This is a genomic window from Pseudomonas sp. S2_F07, from assembly GCF_054668325.1.
In genome coordinates this window covers 5,245,503-5,264,392 of sequence record NZ_CP162758.1, presented here as the reverse complement: position 1 = coordinate 5,264,392, position 18,890 = coordinate 5,245,503, and the positions used below count along the sequence as shown (strand labels likewise).

Annotated in this window: 17 protein-coding genes; 10 read left to right on the top strand and 7 right to left on the bottom strand. The window is 60.9% G+C overall.

Translation table 11 applies throughout. The annotated features are described in order from the left end of the window. Positions 1-285: 285 nt before the first annotated feature. From AB4O40_RS23815 to AB4O40_RS23795, 5 genes are all read left to right on the top strand, one after another. Complete coding sequence (locus tag AB4O40_RS23815; protein ID WP_056720823.1) at positions 286-1,413, top strand: branched-chain amino acid ABC transporter substrate-binding protein; 1,128 nt, start codon at positions 286-288, stop codon at positions 1,411-1,413. A gap of 233 nt (positions 1,414-1,646) precedes the next feature. Then, positions 1,647-2,570: a high-affinity branched-chain amino acid ABC transporter permease LivH gene (gene livH, locus AB4O40_RS23810; RefSeq protein WP_007947264.1), complete on the top strand. Its 924-nt coding sequence runs from the start codon at positions 1,647-1,649 to the stop codon at positions 2,568-2,570. After that, positions 2,567-3,823 carry a high-affinity branched-chain amino acid ABC transporter permease LivM gene (locus tag AB4O40_RS23805; protein WP_056720824.1) on the top strand — a complete coding sequence of 419 codons (1,257 nt, stop codon included), beginning with the start codon at positions 2,567-2,569 and terminating at the stop codon, positions 3,821-3,823. The genes livH and AB4O40_RS23805 overlap by 4 nt, the downstream gene beginning before the upstream one ends. After that, positions 3,820-4,587: a high-affinity branched-chain amino acid ABC transporter ATP-binding protein LivG gene (livG, locus tag AB4O40_RS23800; RefSeq protein ID WP_056720826.1), complete on the top strand. Its 768-nt coding sequence runs from the start codon at positions 3,820-3,822 to the stop codon at positions 4,585-4,587. The genes AB4O40_RS23805 and livG overlap by 4 nt, the downstream gene beginning before the upstream one ends. Next, positions 4,588-5,289 (top strand): ABC transporter ATP-binding protein, encoded by a 702-nt coding sequence (locus tag AB4O40_RS23795; RefSeq protein ID WP_015093834.1) that lies wholly within the window; start codon positions 4,588-4,590, stop codon positions 5,287-5,289. Positions 5,290-5,449: 160 nt separating this feature from the next. Here AB4O40_RS23795 and AB4O40_RS23790 read toward each other — a convergent pair whose 3' ends face one another. Beyond that, positions 5,450-6,358, bottom strand: coding sequence for a LysR family transcriptional regulator (locus tag AB4O40_RS23790; protein WP_460057780.1), 909 nt, complete (start codon positions 6,356-6,358; stop codon positions 5,450-5,452). Between the two features lie 105 nt (positions 6,359-6,463). Between AB4O40_RS23790 and AB4O40_RS23785 the strand changes: the two genes are divergently transcribed. The 3 genes from AB4O40_RS23785 (at position 6,464) to AB4O40_RS23775 (ending at position 9,606) form a co-directional block, all read left to right on the top strand. After that, entirely contained in the window at positions 6,464-7,060 is a 597-nt protein-coding gene (locus tag AB4O40_RS23785; RefSeq protein ID WP_460057782.1) for a short chain dehydrogenase, read from the top strand. Between the two features lie 168 nt (positions 7,061-7,228). Further along, positions 7,229-7,897 carry a COG3650 family protein gene (locus AB4O40_RS23780; protein ID WP_056720830.1) on the top strand — a complete coding sequence of 223 codons (669 nt, stop codon included), beginning with the start codon at positions 7,229-7,231 and terminating at the stop codon, positions 7,895-7,897. Between the two features lie 95 nt (positions 7,898-7,992). Beyond that, positions 7,993-9,606, top strand: a complete 1,614-nt coding sequence (locus AB4O40_RS23775; RefSeq protein WP_056720832.1) for an NAD(P)/FAD-dependent oxidoreductase — start codon at positions 7,993-7,995, stop codon at positions 9,604-9,606. Between the two features lie 95 nt (positions 9,607-9,701). Here the strand turns inward: AB4O40_RS23775 and AB4O40_RS23770 are convergent, their stop codons facing one another. Then, entirely contained in the window at positions 9,702-10,799 is a 1,098-nt protein-coding gene (locus tag AB4O40_RS23770; protein WP_177336453.1) for a PLP-dependent cysteine synthase family protein, read from the bottom strand. A 247-nt stretch (positions 10,800-11,046) separates the two neighbouring features. Here AB4O40_RS23770 and nhaA point away from each other — a divergent pair, with 247 nt between their 5' ends. Continuing rightward, positions 11,047-12,234 (top strand): Na+/H+ antiporter NhaA, encoded by a 1,188-nt coding sequence (gene nhaA / locus AB4O40_RS23765; RefSeq protein ID WP_056720836.1) that lies wholly within the window; start codon positions 11,047-11,049, stop codon positions 12,232-12,234. Positions 12,235-12,338: 104 nt separating this feature from the next. On the opposite strand, the gene AB4O40_RS23760 is transcribed toward nhaA, so the two are convergent. Further along, positions 12,339-12,803 carry an outer membrane lipoprotein gene (locus tag AB4O40_RS23760; protein WP_056720838.1) on the bottom strand — a complete coding sequence of 155 codons (465 nt, stop codon included), beginning with the start codon at positions 12,801-12,803 and terminating at the stop codon, positions 12,339-12,341. A 165-nt stretch (positions 12,804-12,968) separates the two neighbouring features. Here AB4O40_RS23760 and AB4O40_RS23755 point away from each other — a divergent pair, with 165 nt between their 5' ends. Then, entirely contained in the window at positions 12,969-13,205 is a 237-nt protein-coding gene (locus tag AB4O40_RS23755) for a hypothetical protein (RefSeq protein WP_056720840.1), read from the top strand. A 5-nt stretch (positions 13,206-13,210) separates the two neighbouring features. On the opposite strand, the gene pdxH is transcribed toward AB4O40_RS23755, so the two are convergent. The 4 genes from pdxH to AB4O40_RS23735 all read right to left on the bottom strand — a co-directional run bounded on the left by pdxH (position 13,211) and on the right by AB4O40_RS23735 (position 18,861). Further along, positions 13,211-13,858, bottom strand: coding sequence for a pyridoxamine 5'-phosphate oxidase (gene pdxH, locus AB4O40_RS23750; protein WP_056720842.1), 648 nt, complete (start codon positions 13,856-13,858; stop codon positions 13,211-13,213). A gap of 24 nt (positions 13,859-13,882) precedes the next feature. Beyond that, on the bottom strand, positions 13,883-14,890 hold the full coding sequence (locus AB4O40_RS23745; RefSeq protein ID WP_460057788.1) for an OmpA family protein: 1,008 nt from the start codon (positions 14,888-14,890) through the stop codon (positions 13,883-13,885). 113 nt (positions 14,891-15,003) lie between these two features. Further along, positions 15,004-16,149, bottom strand: coding sequence for a serine hydrolase domain-containing protein (locus tag AB4O40_RS23740; protein WP_460057791.1), 1,146 nt, complete (start codon positions 16,147-16,149; stop codon positions 15,004-15,006). A gap of 219 nt (positions 16,150-16,368) precedes the next feature. Further along, entirely contained in the window at positions 16,369-18,861 is a 2,493-nt protein-coding gene (locus AB4O40_RS23735; RefSeq protein WP_223541663.1) for a beta-galactosidase, read from the bottom strand. Positions 18,862-18,890 lie beyond the last annotated feature (29 nt).

The following is an 18,890-nucleotide window of genomic DNA, read 5'->3' as shown; positions in this document are numbered from 1 at the left end:
GCAATTGAGTGACCGAAATGAAAAGCGCAGGAAAGCCAGGGAATGCACTGAATATGGCTATAAGCCCCTCAACACCCCGCCGCAATTCTGTCTTTTACTTTCAATAAAGCGACACTTGCAGGTTTTGTCCCCCGGCGCTGCCTTCCCAGGCTGACAATCGGCGCTCTACACTGTACCGGTACAGTTGCCGAGGGACTTTTCCGGGGAATGTCGCAGATATCTGACCCGGTTCTGCTGCTTTCGGCGCCAGGACTATAAAAACTACAACAGTAAGAGTGGAGCACTATGACTAAGGCTACTAAGCAGATTTCCAAACTGTTTGCCGCTATGGTTCTGGCCGGGGTTGCCAGCCATTCGTTCGCAGCTGACACCATCAAGATCGGCATCGCCGGCCCCAAGACCGGCCCTGTAGCCCAATACGGCGACATGCAGTTCAGTGGCGCCAAAATGGCCATCGAGCAAATCAACGCCAAGGGCGGCGTGGACGGCAAGAAACTCGAAGCCGTTGAATACGATGACGCCTGTGATCCGAAACAAGCTGTGGCAGTCGCGAACAAGGTCGTCAACGACGGCGTCAAGTTCGTAGTCGGTCACCTGTGCTCCAGCTCCACTCAACCGGCTTCGGACATCTACGAAGACGAAGGCGTGATCATGATCACCCCGGCTGCCACCAGCCCGGACATCACCGCCCGTGGTTACAAAATGGTGTTCCGCACCATCGGTCTGGACAGCGCCCAGGGCCCTGCCGCCGGTAACTACATTGCCGACTTCGTAAAACCGAAGATCGTTGCTGTTCTGCACGACAAACAGCAATACGGTGAAGGCATCGCCACCGCCGTGAAGAAAACCCTGGAAGGCAAAGGCGTGAAAGTCGCCGTGTTCGAAGGCGTCAACGCCGGCGACAAAGACTTCTCGTCGATGATCTCCAAGCTCAAGCAAGCCAACGTCGACTTCGTCTACTACGGCGGCTACCACCCGGAGCTGGGCCTGATCCTGCGTCAATCCCAGGAAAAAGGCCTGAAAGCCAGGTTCATGGGTCCGGAAGGCGTGGGTAACGACTCCATTTCGCAGATCGCCAAGGACGCTTCCGAAGGCCTGCTGGTGACCCTGCCGAAATCCTTCGACCAGGATCCGGCCAACGTTGCCCTGGCTGATGCGTTCAAAGCCAAGAAAGAAGATCCGAGCGGTCCGTTCGTGTTCCCGGCCTACTCGGCTGTGACCGTGATCGCCGACGGCATCAAGGCTGCCAAGTCCGAAGACTCCGCCAAAGTGGCTGAAGCCATCCACGCCGGCACCTTCAAGACGCCTACCGGCGACCTGAGCTTCGACGAAAAAGGCGACCTGAAAGACTTCAAATTCGTGGTTTACGAGTGGCACTTCGGCAAACCAAAAACTGAAGCCAAGCCTCAGTAAGGCATTGCCTGACTGACTGCCAACAAAGCCCACGGCGTGCCGTGGGCTTTGTTTTACGAACGTATCTGGGCCGCGCTGGCGTGATCCGCCAGTCTCCCCACCTGAAAATCTCAAAACCGTCATCAGCGGTTCGCTGGCAAACCCCGGATTCGAAGTGGATGCAGATCCACGGGGCCCGGGCGGGAAAATGACTCCACCAGTGAAATGCGTATCAGGTTTTTAGGAGCGCTGTAATGCCTGACATCTATCACTTCTTCCAACAGCTGGTTAATGGCCTGACCATTGGCAGCACGTATGCCCTGATCGCCATCGGCTATACGATGGTCTACGGCATCATTGGAATGATCAACTTCGCCCACGGCGAGGTGTACATGATCGGTTCCTACGTGGCGTTCATCGCCATCGCCGGGCTGGCCATGCTGGGACTCGACAGCGTGCCGCTGTTGATGACCGCCGCTTTTCTCGCCACCATCGTTGTAACCAGTGCCTACGGCTACAGCATCGAACGGATCGCCTACCGCCCCTTGCGCGGCAGCAACCGTCTGATCCCGCTGATCTCCGCCATCGGCATGTCGATCTTCCTGCAGAACACCGTTCTGCTGGCGCAAGACTCCAAGGACAAATCCATCCCCAACCTGATTCCGGGCAACTTTGCCTTTGGGCCAGGTGGCGCACATGAAGTGCTGATTTCCTACATGCAAATCGTGGTGTTCGTGGTGACCCTGGTCGCCATGCTCGGCCTGACCCTGTTCATCTCCCGCTCTCGCCTGGGTCGCGCCTGCCGCGCCTGCGCCGAGGACATCAAGATGGCCAACCTGCTGGGTATCAACACCAACAACATCATCGCCCTGACCTTCGTCATCGGTGCGGCACTGGCAGCCATTGCCGCCGTGCTCCTGAGCATGCAATACGGCGTGATCAACCCGAACGCCGGTTTCCTGGTTGGCCTCAAGGCCTTCACCGCAGCCGTGCTGGGCGGTATCGGCAGTATTCCGGGCGCCATGCTCGGCGGGCTGGTACTTGGCGTGGCGGAAGCCTTTGGTGCCGATATCTTCGGCGACCAGTACAAGGACGTCGTGGCGTTCGGTCTGCTGGTCCTGGTGTTGTTGTTCCGGCCAACCGGCCTGCTGGGCCGTCCGGAGGTTGAGAAGGTATGACTAGGAATCTTAAACAGGCACTGTTCAGTGCCTTGCTGGTGTGGGCCGTGGCCTACCCGGTACTCGGTCTGAAGCTGACCATCGTCGGCATCAACCTCGAAGTTCATGGCACCAGCGACGCCACCCTGATCACCATCGCGGTGTGCTCGGTACTGATGTTCCTGCGTGTGCTATTCGACCAGCAGATCAGCTCGGCCTGGCGCTCTTCGCCGAGCATGCCGCTGATCCCGGCCAAGGCCAGCAACTTCCTGACCCTGCCGACCACTCAGCGCTGGATCATCATCGCGCTGATCGCCGGTGCCCTGGTCTGGCCGTTCTTCGGCTCTCGCGGTGCGGTGGACATCGCCACGCTGGTGCTGATCTACGTGATGCTCGGCCTCGGCCTGAACATCGTGGTCGGCCTGGCCGGTCTGCTCGACCTCGGTTACGTCGGGTTCTATGCCGTCGGCGCCTATAGCTACGCGCTGCTGTCGCACTACTACGGCCTGAGCTTCTGGATCTGCCTGCCGATCGCCGGCCTGATGTCAGCCACCTTCGGCTTCCTGCTCGGTTTCCCGGTGCTGCGCTTGCGTGGCGACTACCTGGCGATCGTGACCCTGGGCTTCGGTGAAATCATCCGTTTGTTCCTGCGTAACCTGACCGGCCTCACTGGCGGTCCGAACGGCATCAGCAACATCGAGAAACCGACGTTCTTCGGCCTGACCTTCGAACGCAAGGCCGCGGAAGGCATGCAGACCTTCCATGAGTATTTCGGCCTGGAATACAACTCGATCAATAAGGTGATCTTCCTCTACCTGGTTGCGCTGTTGCTTGCCCTGGGTGCGCTGTTCGTCATCAACCGCTTGCTGCGCATGCCCCTGGGCCGTGCCTGGGAAGCGTTGCGTGAAGACGAAATTGCCTGCCGCGCATTGGGCCTGAACCCGACCATCATCAAACTGTCGGCCTTCACCCTGGGTGCGAGTTTCGCCGGTTTTGCCGGTAGCTTCTTCGCTGCCCGTCAAGGCCTGGTGACGCCGGAGTCCTTCACCTTCATCGAGTCGGCGATCATCCTCGCCATCGTGGTGCTGGGTGGCATGGGCTCGCAGCTGGGCGTGATCCTCGCTGCCGTGGTGATGATCCTGCTGCCGGAAATGATGCGTGAGTTCAGTGAGTACCGCATGTTGATGTTCGGTGCCTTGATGGTACTGATGATGATCTGGCGCCCTCAGGGTCTGCTGCCCATGCAACGTCCTCACATGGAGCTGCGCAAATGAGCCGCGAGATCCTCAAAGTAGAAAACCTGAGCATGCGCTTCGGCGGCTTGCTGGCGGTCAACGGCGTTGCCTTGAGCGTGAAAGAGAAACAAGTGGTTGCGCTGATCGGCCCCAACGGCGCCGGCAAGACCACCGTGTTCAACTGCCTGACCGGCTTCTACAAGCCGAGCGGCGGCAGCATCCTGCTCGACGGCGAGGCGATCGAAGGCCTGCCCGGCCACAAGATCGCCCTCAAGGGCGTGGTGCGCACCTTCCAGAACGTGCGGTTGTTCAAGGACATGACGGCGGTCGAGAACCTGCTGATCGCCCAGCATCGTCACCTGAACACCAACTTCCTGTCCGGACTGTTCAAGACCCCGTCGTTCCGCAAGAGCGAGCGCGAGGCCATGGAATACGCCGAGTACTGGCTGGACAAGGTCAACCTGCGCGAGTTCGCCAACCGTCCGGCCGGCACCCTGGCCTACGGTCAGCAACGTCGCCTGGAAATCGCCCGCTGCATGATGACCCGCCCGCGCATCCTCATGCTCGACGAACCGGCCGCCGGCCTGAACCCGAAGGAAACCGAAGACCTCAAGGCGCTGATCAGCATGCTGCGTGAAGAGCACAACGTCACCGTGCTGCTGATCGAACACGACATGAAGCTGGTCATGAGCATTTCCGACCACATCGTCGTGATCAACCAGGGCACGCCCCTGGCCAACGGCACGCCGGAACAGATCCGCGACAATCCTGAAGTGATCAAAGCCTACCTGGGGGAAGCGTAAATGCTGCAGTTCGAAAACGTTTCCACCTTCTACGGCAAGATCCAGGCCCTGCACAGCGTCAACGTCGAAGTCCGCCAGGGCGAGATCGTGACCCTGATCGGCGCCAACGGTGCCGGCAAGTCCACGCTGCTGATGACGCTTTGCGGTTCGCCGCGCGCCCACAGCGGCAGCATCCGCTACATGGGTGAGGAACTGGTCGGCCAGGACTCCTCGCAGATCATGCGCAAGAGCATCGCGGTTGTGCCGGAAGGTCGCCGGGTGTTTTCCCGCCTGACCGTGGAAGAAAACCTGTCCATGGGCGGTTTCTTCACCGCCAAGGGCGACTATCAGGAACAGATGGACAAGGTTCTCGGACTTTTCCCACGCCTGAAAGAGCGCTTCAACCAGCGCGGCGGCACCATGTCCGGCGGCGAACAGCAAATGCTCGCCATCGGCCGTGCGCTGATGAGCAAGCCCAAGCTATTGCTGCTCGACGAGCCTTCCCTGGGCCTGGCACCGATCATCATCCAGCAGATCTTCGACATCATCGAACAGCTGCGCAAGGACGGTGTGACGGTATTCCTGGTCGAGCAGAACGCCAACCAGGCGCTGAAAATCGCTGACCGTGCCTACGTTCTGGAGAACGGCCGGGTGGTGATGCAAGGCACCGGTGAAGCCCTGCTGACCGACCCGAAAGTGCGCGAAGCGTACCTCGGTGGTTGAGCCATTGCGGTAAACAAAAAAACGGCCTTTGCGGGCCGTTTTTTATGCCTGCGAATGAGATCGGTGTAGGAGCTGCCGAAGGCTGCGATCTTTTGATCTTAAAAAACCAAAGTCAAAAGATCGCAGCCTTCGGCGGCTCCTACAGGGTCCGTGTGATGGTTCAAAGCCGATCCAGCACCTCCCCACTGCGCTTGAACCACCCGATCAGATAATCCGCCAGCACCTGCGTGCGCTTGGGCAATCCGCCCTGATACGGATGCACCAGGTACATCGGCATGCTGCGGGTCTGATAATCGCGCAGGAGCCATCGCAAACGCCCGTCGGCCAGTTCCGTTGGCAAACAGTAGGACGGCAAGCGCGCAATACCGGCGCCGACCAGTGCGGCTTTCTTCAACAGGTTGTAGTGGTTGCTGGCGAACGGCCCCGACACCCGCACCCGCAATAACTCGTGCTGCTGGTGATACAGCCATTCTTCGCGACCGCTGTAATGGCTGTTGAGCAGGCAGCGATGTTCGGCCAGCGCCTGGGGGGTTTGCGGTTCACCGTATTGTTCCAGATAGGCCGGGCTGGCACAGGTCAGTTCTTGCCACGCCAGCAGTGGACGCGCCACCAGTCGCTGGTCAATGGCCACGTCGGAACGAATCGCCAGATCGAAGCCGTCGCGGGACAGTTCTCGGTAACTGTTGTTGAGCTCCAACTCGATCTGTACCTGGGGATACTTGGCAGAGAACTCCAGCAACAGGCCATCGAAGAAGGTTTCCCCGAGCGACACCGGTACCGTCATCCGCACCGGGCCGGCCATGTCGTCCTTCAGACGCGCCAGGGCCTGGCGGGCCTGCTCGACTTGCACCACCAGCGCCTGGGCCTGGGGCAACAACGCAGCACCGGCGGCGGTCAGGCTCAAGCGGCGGGTGGTGCGTTGCAACAACACCACGGAAAACTGCGCTTCCAACTGGCTGATGCGCTTGGACAGCTGGCCTTTGCTGCAACCGAGCTGCTGCGCCGCCAGGGTAAAACTCCCCGCTTCGATCAATACCGCGAACGCCGCCAAGTCATCCATCTCGCTCATGGATTGTTTCCATTTGAAAACCAAAGGTTGCCTATTAGTGCGCTTATCCGGAGAAAAAACCACCCTAAACTGAAACCTCGTTCAACCCACACGAGGATCCCCCCCATGAAAATTCTTTTGATCGGCGCAAATGGCACCATCGGTTCGGCCGTCGACAGGGAACTGTCGCAACGTCACGAAATCATCCGCATCGGTCGCACCAGCGGCGACTTTCAAGTGGACATCAGTGACAGCGCCTCGATTCGCAAACTGTTCGAGCAGACCGGCAAATTCGATGCACTGGTGTGTGCCGCCGGCAACGTGACCTTCGCACCGCTCAACGAGATGACAGAAAAAAGCTTTGCCCTGGGCCTGAAAGACAAGCTCATGGGCCAGGTCAATCTGCTGCTGATTGGCCGCGAGTTCGCCAATGACGGTGCCTCGTTCACCTTCACCACCGGCGTGCTCAGCCACGATCCGATCTACAGCGGTGCCTCGGCAGCACTGGTCAACGGTGCGCTGGACAGCTTCGTCCGCGCCGCCGCCATCGAACTGCCCCGCGGCCTGCGTGTGAATTCGATCAGCCCGAATGTCCTGGTCGAAGCCATGGGCAAATACGCGCCGTATTTTCGTGGCTTCAAGCCGGTTCCTGCGGCGGATGTGGCTTTGGCCTACGCCAAAAGCGTGGAAGGCCTGCAAACAGGTCAGACCTTTCACATCTGAAAAGCAAAAGATCGCAGGCTGCGCCAGCTCCTACAGAGGCGTGCGCGTATTCCGTAGGAGCTGCCGAAGGCTGCGATCCTTCCGCGCCAATACAAAGTGGAGACGATAACGGGTTGTGATGAACGGTCAGGCTGAGTAACGTGGCGGCACTTGTCAGGAGACCCCAAGATGCGTGTTGCCCGTTCCTTAGTCCTCGTTGCCCTGCTTCCGCTGTTCGCCGCTTGCCAGTTGTTCGAGGGTGAGCGGCAGAACGCCTCCCATGTCGGCCAGACACGCATGCAAGGCCAGTTGACCGCGGCGGACGGCAAACTGCTGTTCCAGCCGTGCAACCAGACAAACCGCTACGTGGTCAACGACACGGGCGGTACCAGCGTCCTGCAGCAGGCCGCAAACCTGGCGGACAAGCAGGGCAAGCTGTTTGCCGACGTGCGCGGGCGGGTTGTGGCCGGCAGCGGTGGTGACGGCCAGCTCGATCTGGAGCAGTTGTACCGCGTCGAGCGCTCGGGCAACGCGTGCGACGATCCGAATTTCAAGCTGCTGATCCTGCGCGCCGCCGGCCACACCCCGCAGTGGAGCGTGAAAGTCAGCGGCAAAGGCATGGTCCTCGACCGGGCCGGCCAGCCGCCACTGGCCGTGCCTTACGTCGAGGAGCAACTGGGCGATGGCCGTTTCAACCTCAGTACCGAAGCCAACAACCAGCACATCGAACTGTGGGTTGCACCGCAACGTTGCGTCGACAGCAGCACCGGCAGCATCCAGCACATGAGCGCCGAACTGCGCATCGACGGTCAGGTGCAGCGCGGCTGCGGGTATTTCGGCGGATCGCGCGACGACTGATCGTTTAAGCCTCACGGGCCTGCGCCTTTGAGGCTTATAATCGCGGGCTTCAAACGCCCTGGCGCAGTTGTGCGCCCCGCGAACCGGATCCCGCCATGTTACGAATCACCGAACTCAAGTTGCCGATCGACCATCCCGAAGAAGACCTGCGCCCTGCCATCGTGCAGCGCTTAGGGCTTGCCAGCGATGACCTGCTCGATTTCACCTTGTTCAAGCGCAGCTACGATGCGCGCAAAAAGTCCTCCGAACTGTGCTTCATCTACACCATCGACCTTGAAGTTCGCGATGAGGCGGCGGTGCTGCACAAGTTTGCCGATGACCGTAACGTCAGCGTGGCGCCGGATGTCAGCTACAAAGAAGTCGGCCAGGCACCAGCCGACCTGAGCGCGCGGCCGATCGTTGTCGGCTTCGGCCCGTGCGGGATTTTCGCCGGGTTGTTGCTCGCACAAATGGGCTTCAAGCCGATCATCCTCGAGCGCGGTACCGAAGTACGCCAGCGCACCAAGGACACCTGGGGCCTGTGGCGCAAAAGCGTGCTCAACCCGGAATCCAACGTGCAGTTCGGTGAAGGCGGCGCGGGGACGTTCTCCGACGGCAAGCTCTACAGCCAGATCAAGGACCCGAAATTCCTCGGCCGTAAAGTCCTGCACGAATTCGTCAAGGCCGGTGCCCCGGAAGAAATCCTCTACGTCAGCAAGCCGCACATCGGTACGTTCCGCCTGACTGGCGTTGTGGAAAACATGCGTGAGCAGATTCGCGCCCTGGGCGGCGAAGTGCGCTTCCAGCAGCGTGTCACCGATGTGTTGATCGAAGACGGCCAACTGGTCGGCGTCGAACTCAATGGCGGTGAGCAGATCCACTCCAGACACGTGATCCTCGCCCTCGGCCACAGCGCCCGCGACACCTTCCGCATGCTCCACGGCCGTGGCGTGTTCATGGAAGCCAAGCCGTTCTCGGTGGGTTTCCGCATCGAGCACCCCCAGTCGTTGATCGACCGTGCGCGCCTGGGCAAGTACGCCGGCCACCCGAAACTGGGCGCCGCCGACTACAAACTGGTGCACCACGCCAAGAACGGCCGTTCGGTCTACAGCTTCTGCATGTGCCCGGGCGGCACCGTGGTGGCGGCGACGTCCGAGCCGAACCGCGTGGTCACCAACGGCATGAGCCAGTACTCGCGTAACGAGCGCAATGCCAACTCCGGTATCGTCGTCGGCATCACCCCGGAAGTCGATTATCCGGGCGGCCCGCTGGCCGGTATCGAGTTGCAGGAACGCCTGGAATCCCACGCATTCGTGCTCGGCGGCAGCAACTATGAAGCCCCGGCGCAACTGGTCGGCGATTTTATCGCGGGCAAACCGTCCACCGAACTGGGCAGCGTCGAGCCGTCCTACAAGCCGGGCGTAGCCCTGGGTGATCTGGCGCTGGCGCTGCCGGCATTCGCCATCGAAGCGATTCGCGAAGCCTTGCCGGCGTTCGAGAAGCAGATTCGTGGTTACTCGCTGCACGACGCAGTGCTGACCGGCATCGAGACCCGCACTTCCTCGCCGTTGCGCATTACCCGTAACGAGTCGTTGCAGAGCCTGAACGTGAAGGGCTTGTTCCCGGCCGGTGAAGGCGCCGGTTATGCGGGCGGGATTCTGTCGGCGGGTGTTGACGGGATTCGCATTGCCGAGGCTGTGGCTCGGGATATCCTTGGCCTGGAGGCTTAAGGTTTAAAGTAAAAGATCGCAGCCTTCGGCAGCTCCTACAGGATTTACACCATCTCCTGTAGGAGCTGCCGAAGGCTGCGATCTTTTCATTTGTGTCAGATATTGGCGCGCAGCACGCTCGCCGGCAACGGCTCCCCCCGCTCCACCGTCGCCGCCACAACAGCCACCAAACCGCTCAACTCATACCCCTGAGCCTTGAGCCAGTCCTGATCGTAATAGGTCGTGGCGTAGCGCTCGCCGCTGTCACACAGAATCGCCACCATCGAGCCCGTCTCCCCCGCTGCGTTCATGTGCTGGGCGGCCATCAGTGCGCCGATCAGGTTGGTCCCGCTCGACCCACCCACATGCCGTCCCAGACGCTCCGCCAGGTAGTGCATGGCCGCAAGTGACAAGGCATCCGGCACCTTGACCATCGCGTCGATCACCTTGGGCAGAAACGACGCTTCCACGCGTGGCCGGCCGATGCCTTCGATACGCGAGCCGTGGTCCAGTCGCAGGCTGGCATCGCCGGTCTGGTAGTAATCGAAGAACACCGAACGCTCGGCATCGGCACACAGTACGCGGGTGCCATACTGGCGATAACGCACATATCGGCCCAGGGTGGCCGTGGTGCCGCCGGTTCCGGGGCTGGAAATCAACCAGCTCGGCTCGGGATGCTGCTCGAAACGCATCTGCTGAAAGATCGACTCGGCAATGTTGTTGTTCGCCCGCCAGTCGGTGGCGCGCTCGGCGTAGGTGAACTGGTCGATGAAGTGTCCATCATGTTCTCGAGCCAGACGCTCGGACTCCGCATAGATCCGGGTCGGATCGTCCACCAGGTGGCTTTGACCACCGTAGAAGGCGATCTGCGCGATCTTTTCCTTGGACGTGGTCGCCGGCATCACCGCAATGAACGGCAAGCCCAGCATACGCGCGAAGTACGCTTCGGAAATCGCCGTGGAACCGCTGGAAGCTTCAATGACCGGCGCACCGGGCTTGAGCCAGCCGTTACACAGCGCATACAGGAACAGCGAACGGGCCAGGCGATGCTTGAGGCTACCCGTGGGGTGGCTGGACTCATCCTTGAAGTACAACTCGATGCCTGGAAAACCCGGCAGCGGCAAGGGGATCAAGTGGGTGTCGGCGCTGCGCTGGAAATCGGCTTCGATGATCCGGATCGCTTCGCGGGACCACTGTCGGTTGTCGCTCATGATGGTTTTCTCGTTGTATCGGGCAGGAGTCGGCCTTTTGAAAAGGCTCATCCAACAAGCTTAGGAAAAAACCCGCGTCCGGCACAGGTACAGCTGAAATCCAATACGCCCGGCAACTGCTAGGCTCAGGTCGATGCTGAGGGATCAGTCTGTAACGACATATAACAAAAAAGAATATAACTTTTGTTTTAACAACTAACAGTACTTGTTAGGGTGTAACACCTTTTGAATTCACAGATGGAGAGCGACCTTGCCTCTGCGTAGCACTTTCACGCGTTTCTTTCAGTTGGAAGCTGCCAGCGGTCTGTTACTGATCGCCGCTGCCGTTCTGGCTCTGATTATCAACAACTCGCCGCTGTCGTGGCTGTACAACGGCCTGCTGGACACTCCCGTGGTGGCCCAGATCGGCGCGCTGAAAATCGCCAAACCGGCGTTGCTCTGGATCAACGACGGCCTGATGGCGCTGTTCTTCCTGCTGATCGGCCTGGAAGTGAAGCGCGAAGTCCTCGACGGCCAGTTGTCCAAACCGTCGCAAATCGTCCTGCCCGGTGCCGCCGCCATTGGTGGCATGGTGGTGCCGGCGCTGATCTACTGGTACCTCAATCGCGACACGCCAGCGGCCCTCAACGGCTGGGCAATCCCGACCGCCACCGACATCGCCTTCGCCCTTGGCGTGCTGGCGCTGCTGGGCAAACGGGTTCCGGTATCGCTGAAACTGTTCCTGATGACCCTGGCGATCATCGACGACCTCGGCGCGATCATCATCATTGCGATTTTCTACTCCGGCGCGCTGTCGACCCTGTCCCTGGCGCTGGCCGCGACCTGTATTGCGGCGCTGATCGGGATGAACCGGCTCGGCGTGGTTAAGCTCGGGCCGTACATGATCATTGGCTTGATCCTCTGGGTCTGCGTGCTCAAGAGCGGTGTCCACGCCACGCTGGCCGGCGTGACCCTGGCCTTCTGCATTCCGCTGCGCACGAAAAATGCCGAGCCTTCGCCATTGCTGGCCCTGGAACACGCCCTGCATCCGTGGGTGGCCTACGGCATCCTGCCACTGTTCGCCTTTGCCAATGCCGGCCTGTCCCTGAGCGGTGTCACCGTTGAAAGCTTCACTCACCACGTCCCCATGGGCATCGCCATCGGGTTGCTGTTGGGTAAGACCGTCGGCGTCTTCGGCCTGACCTGGCTGGCGGTGAAAACCGGTATCGCCGCCCTGCCCCAAGGCGCCAATTGGGGTCAGATACTGGGCGTGGCGATTCTCTGTGGCATTGGTTTCACGATGAGCCTCTTTGTCGGCTCGCTGGCCTTCGAGCCGGGCGTGAGTGATTTCGCCGGGATGGACCGCATGGGGATCTTGACCGGTTCGATTCTGGCGGCGCTGATCGGTTATGTGGTGACGGCGATGGCGAGCCGCAAGAACAGTGCGCTGGCCTCCTGATAAACCGCAATAAACCCTGGCGCCAATCAAGACTCGCCTGAGCCGCAAAACAAAAAACCCGATCAGTCACCTGATCGGGTTTTTTGTTTATCCAGTGTTTGCGTTTAGTGCGAAACGCGGCTGGTGCCATTCACACTTGCGATGCGCACACGCTCGCCAACACGGAACACTTCGTTCGGCTGAACTTCCTGTACGTAGGCGCGCATGCTGCCATCGTCTTCGCGCACGGTGATTTCCACACCCTGGGTGCGGGTCAGGCCTTCTTCCGCGGCCGAACCGATCAGGCCGCCGGCGACTGCGCCAATGACCGCCGCAACAATACTGCCCTTGCCGCCACCGATGGAGCTGCCGCCAACGCCACCGACCACTGCGCCTGCAGCGCCGCCGATCGGGGTCTTGGTGCCTTCGATTTTCACCGGGCGCAATGCTTCGATGGTGCCCATGCGAACGGTCTGCACGCGACGCGCCTCGTCACGGGAGTAGGAGTCACCGGTCAGGCTCGATTGGCAACCAGTGAGCAACATCGCCATCGTGGAAAAGGAAGCAACCAGCAGGACAGACTTACGCATAGCATCAACTCCAAAGAAACAGTTGTTCATTAAACTCCGCGGCTTGACGCCTGTCACGGCATCGCCCGGGTAAAATTGTTTTGATTCAGGCTCCGTTAAGGCGCCTCCACGAACTCACACAGTAGCGGCAAACTCTGAAAACTGCCCCACTGGCCAAGGATTTCAATGGACTACTTTATCATCGTCGTCACGACTGTTGCCGGTTTGTACTTCCATTGGTGGCTGTACGTGCGGATCAAACGCTGGATGGACCGCGACCTGGCGCTAGCGCTGGCGGGCAAGGACGAGCAGAAAAAAGCCTTCATGCTCGAACGACTGGCGAGTGCCCGGGCGCAGAAGATCAAGCGTCGAGACCTGCCGAAGTGGCTGGAGGCCGCTGCGGCAGGCTATCCCGATCGGTAGACTGCTCAGGGTGCCAGACGTTCAAGAATCCAGTCGGCGCCCTGCTGGCGGTAATTGAGGCGGTCGTGCAGGCGGCTTGGGCGGCCCTGCCAGAATTCGATGCGTTCCGGCAGCAGGCGATAACCGCCCCAGTGTTCCGGGCAATGGGGCTGGGTGTCGCTGAAACGTTGCTCGGTATTCTTGAGCAGCGCTTCGAGTTCGCCACGACCGGCGATCACCCGGCTCTGCGGTGACGCCCAGGCCCCCAGGCGACTGCCCAGCGGACGGACCTGATAATAGGCGTCGGACTCCTCAGGCGTCACCTTCACCACCCGTCCTTCGATACGCACCTGGCGCTCCAGCGCCGGCCAGAAGAACGTCATGGCCGCGAACGGATTCGCGGCCAGATGCTGGCCCTTGGCGCTTTCGTAGTTGGTGAAAAAGGTGAAGCCCTGCTCGTCCAGGCCCTTGAGCAACAGAATGCGACAGTGCGGTCGACCGTCCTGGTCAACGGTGGCCAGGGTCATGGCGTTGGCTTCCACCGGTGCCTGCTCGGTTTTCACCGCGTCGGCGAACCACTGGTGGAACAGTGCGAACGGCTCGGCCGGGGCTTGTGCCTCGGTCAGGCCATCACGGGTGTAGTCACGACGCATATCAGCCAGGCCCTGGGTCATGGCGCATTCCTTTTGGTTAACGAATCACTGCTTTGCAGTATCAGTGGCGACGACTTTCTTGTCAGCCGTGGAGGCTTTGGCTGGTGTGGTCTTTTTTGCCGGCGTTGCGGTTTTCGCAGGTGCTTTCTTGGCCGACGCTTTTTTCGCGGGCGCTTTTTTCGTCGCTGGAACAGCAGCCTTTTTAGTCGCAGGGGCCGGTGTCACAGGCTTGACGACCGGCTTGGCGTCCGCGGCAGCGACCATGGTCACAGGTGCCGGAGCCGGCATATTGTACTTGCTCAGCAGCGCGACCATGGTGTTTTGCGGGGTCACCAGCAGTTCCACGCGACGGTTCAACGCACGCCCTTGCACGCTGTCGTTGGCGGCACGCGGCGCGTCACCGCCCAGGCCACGCAGCATCAGGCGATCACGCTGCAAGCCACTGAGACGGAAAATCGCCGCAACGGACTGGGCACGCTCCTGGCTCAGCTTGACGTTGGCCGGCGCCGCGCCGGACGTATCGCTGTGGCCGAGGATCAACACAGCGGTCTTTGGATCGGCTTCAAGGATCTTGGCAACGCGGGTGAACGGACCGAGTGTGACCGGCAGCAGCATGGCCGGACGATCCGGGTTGAACGAGCCTTCGACCGGTGCAGTCACTACCAGCACGTTTTCGCGGCGCTCGAGTTGCATGTTGCTGCCCTTGACCGCCTCGCGCAGTCGCGGTTCGTAGTCGTCAAGCCAGGCCTGGGTGACTTTCGGGTCAGGCATCGGCACAACTTTGGCGGTGCTCTGCTCGCTACCGCCGAACGGCCACCACCACTTGCTACCGCTATCGGTTTCAGCCTTGGCCGCCGCAACGGGTTTGACTGCGGGCTTCACCTCCGGCTTGGCCACGGGCTTGCCGGCGCTGTCGTCGGAACCGAACGGCCAGTACCAGTGGCTGCCGCTTTCAGTCTTGGCGACAGGTGCCGTCGCGTCTTTCTGTGGAGTCTGTGCGCAACCGGTAATAGCGAAGCACAGGGCCAAAGCGAGGGTTTTATTGGATGACATTGGATATCCACAAAAATGAAGTCAAAAAAATCAGGCCACATTGGCCGGTAGAAGCAGACGGTTTGAAACTGAAAAGGTTATCGGGTTCCAGCCCTGGAACCCGATAGCCGCTTTTACAGACAAGTGGCCAGAACCCGCACCAGCTTTTGCGCGCGCGGGTCCATCAAGACGTACGGCCCCAGGGTATTTGTCACAAATCCGAAAGCCACATCGTGCTCCGGATCGGCAAAACCGATGGAGCCGCCGGCACCCGGATGACCAAACGCCCGCGGGCCAAGGCCGAAGGTGGCATTGGCAACATCCGGTTGATCAAGCATGCAACCCAGGCCGAAACGGGTCCGGGTCAGTAAAGTCTTGTCCTCGCCGAGGCTGTGCTCGCGAGTCAATTCATCGAGCATTTCGCTTTCCAGCAGGCTGCCGTCCAGCAGGCCGGCGTAGAATCCGGCCAGGCTGCGGGCATTGCCATGACCATTGGCGGCCGGCTGTTGCATGCGTCGCCACTCGGGTTTGTTGGTGCTGGTCATGATCGACGGCGGATTAGTGAACGCCCGGGTCGTCATGGCCGTTGGCTCACGCATGGTCACTTGCAGCAGGCGCTGGGCCGCGGCATCGCCGACATTGCCCTTGCCCCGCGCAATGTGGGCCACGCGATGGAACTCTTCGTCGGCCAGGCCCACATGGAAGTCCAGGCCCAACGGTTTGGCGACCCGCGCGACGATGGATTCACCCGGCCCGCGACTGTCGGCACGGCGCAGCAATTCGCCGATCAGCCAGCCATAGGTGATCGCCGCGTAACCGTGGCCTTCGCCCGGCGTCCACCACGGCGTTTCGGCGGCCAGGGCGTCGACCATGGTTTGCCAGTCGTAAAGGGCTTCGGGGGCCAACAACTCGCGCAATGCCGGTAGACCGGCCTGATGGCAGAGCAGTTGACGCAGGGTGACGGACGCTTTGCCCGCTGCGGCAAATTCAGGCCAGTAGCGCGCAACCGGGGCATCCAGTTGCAGCTTGCCTTCGGCCACCAGCTGCAGCGCGGTGACGGCGGTAAAGGTCTTGGTGCAGGAGAACAGGTTGGCGATGGTGTCGCGATGCCAGGCCTCGGCCCCGTCCTTGTCGGCAGTGCCGGCCCACAGATCGACAACGGTTTCGCCACCGACCTGGATGCACAACGCGGCGCCACGCTCCTGGGGATCGTCGAACAGCGCCGCGAACGCCTCTCGCACCGCTTCGAACTTAAGCTCGTAATGACCCTGAATCTGCACCCGCAACTCCCCGGATTAACGCTCTACAAAGTGGTCGGCATTGTTCCAGCCCTTGAGGGTTTTGGGAACAGGGTTGGGCCGGGCGGTCGCCCTGCCATCAACTTGAAATGCAGTGGTGATGCCAATGACGCCTTCGCGAGCAGGCTCGCTCCCACAGGAGAATGCATTCCAAAGTGAGAGCGAGCCTGCTCGCGAAGAACGATGACACGGTTTCAGCGATTAATGGCCTTTGCCGGAGTGCCCACCCGCGCCTTTCCCCGGCCCCTTGCCGGCCTCGGCCTTGCGGCCGCCCTCGGCGTCGTGGCTGGCTTTGTCGGCGGCGGTTGCAGCCTTCTCGGCCTCTTTGCCCAGTTGCTCGACTGTCGCCAGGTTGCTCTTGCGAACACTGTCGACAAAACCCTGGAACGGTAGATCAGTGATGCCCACCAACCCGAAGTGACCGTTTTCACCGTCAAGCAGGCGTCCGGTTACAGGTTGATCGAGGTACTGGAACCAATGCACGCCGACAATCGACGGCTCGCTCAATGCCTGCTTGAGGAAGTTGGCGTACGCCGGACCGCGGTCTTCCTCCTTCGCCAACGGCGTAACGCCGCCCCAGAACGGGCCACGATCGGCCGAACCGAAATTGAACTCGGTGATCAGCACCGGTTTGTCGAGACTGCGCAGCTTGGCGAAGTCGTAACCATCCTGGGGTTGCAGGGTGTACATGTTGAAACTCAACACGTCGCAGTACTGGGCGCAGGACTCCACGGCTTCCGGTGTGCTGATCGCGAAGCGGCCGCCGAGCAGCAACTGGTTCGGCGCGTGCCACTTGAGTGAGTCGGAGATGGTCTTGAAGTAAGTGTCGGCAAAGACCTTCTGGAAGTATTTGAAGTCGGCTTCGATTTCCGGGTGCTCGGCGCTCGGGAGCGGCGGTACGAACCCCGGATCCTCCATCAGTTCCCAGGCTGGCAGCTCAATGCCCCAGGCCTTCGACAGGCCCGCCTGATTGCGGTACTTGTCACGCAGTTGCTTGAGGAATGCGCGCTTGGCCGGCACGTCGGTGGTCATTTTCAAGGTGCCGTAGGCCAGGGCATAACGGGCTTTCGGGTCATCGCCTGGACCGGCCCAGGCCAGTTCGTTGTCGGCGTAGTAACCGATCAGCCAAGGATCGTCACGATGGTCGCGGGCAGCAATCGCCACTGCACGCTCGGTGGCCATGGCGAAACGCGGGTCGAACGGGTCGGGCATGCCGCCCCACCAGTCGGTGCCGGTGCTGATGCTGGCGTAGTCGCCGACGATCGACAGCGGCAAGGTGTACGGCACGCGATCAGCGTCGCCCAGTACGGGTACGCTCCAGTTGCCGATGGTGTTGAAGCCCCAGGCCTGCAAGCGATCAAGGGTGTGACTGGCCCAGCGCTGCTCGTCGAACAGCGCCTTGCACGGTTCGGCAGGTTTTTGCTCGGTGGCATCCGCCACCGTGGCTTCAGTCTTGGCCGCTTCGGCGATGCCAGACTCGGCGGTTGCAGGAACAACGGGTTGTTCCGCCGCCTTGGTCGCTGTCGCTTCAATCGCATCGGCTTTGGCCGCCGCGGCGACACCGGCCTTGGTATCGCTACCCTCCGCGCACGGATCGCCATACAGGCGCTGCAGGTTGGCACCGTAGAAGTCGTACCAGCGACCGGCATTGTAGCCACGCCCTTGATCGGCACCATTGCCGCCACGGTTGTCACCTTCGCCATAGTGGCTGGCGAGTGCGTCATCTGCTTTGGGCAGGGATTCGAACATCCATTCACGACCGGCAACGTAGGTCGGGTTGACGTCTGCAGCGACGGTGTTAACCCCGAGCGAATAAAACGGATGGCCCTGCGGTGTCACCAGATACCAGCGTCCGTCGCGCTTTTCGGTGCGGAAAAAGCCACTGGCCTTGAAGGACGGGCCTTTGGTCAATCCACCGAACTTGTCCAGGGAGGACTTTTCGCGCTCGGCCAGCCAGGTTTTCAGTTGTTGCTGCTCCTTGCTGGCGGCGCTTTTCAGTTGTTCGTCGCTGCTGACTTTTTCCGGCCATCTGGCCCGGGTCGACTGACCGTAAGCATCCACCAAACCGCCATAAACGGCCTGGGTGACCGACCCGCCGTCCTGCACACCAAAGCGTTCCAGCAGGATGCTTTGCGCGGCTTTGGGCTGGTCCATCGACAGGCTCACCGACACCACCTGGCTGCGATCCAGCTCACCGGCGCTGCTGGCCAGCAACACTCGCTGCCCCTCAACGGTCATCGGCATAGGCGGGCCAGCCTTCATGCCCAGGCTCAGCGGTGATGTCGCTTGCAAAGGCACCAACAGGGTTTGCGCAGGCCCCGCCGGCAGATCGACGCGACTGACCAGTGTCTTGCCGTCGTTGCTCTGGATGGTCACGTACAGGGTCAAGGCCCAGTCCATCGCGCTCTGGATCCGCAGGCTCATGACGCCCGACTGCGACCAGTCCCAGGCGCCGGTTTGCGGGGTCAGGCGCAACGTCGGCCGGGCGACCGGGTTGAACGTCACCCGGCGCAGCACTTCGCCTTCGGGGGTTTGCTCGGCGTTGGATTGCGGCAGGCTGGCGTCCTGAGTCGCCACCTGGACCACGTCGGCGGGGCGCACGAAGTTGAACAGCGTCTGCTGGCCGGCGGGGGCGGCCAACAGCGGTGTTGCGAACATCAGGGCAAAAACAGCAGGCAACGAACGGCAAATCATGAGAACGAAATTCTCCCTAACGACCTTCA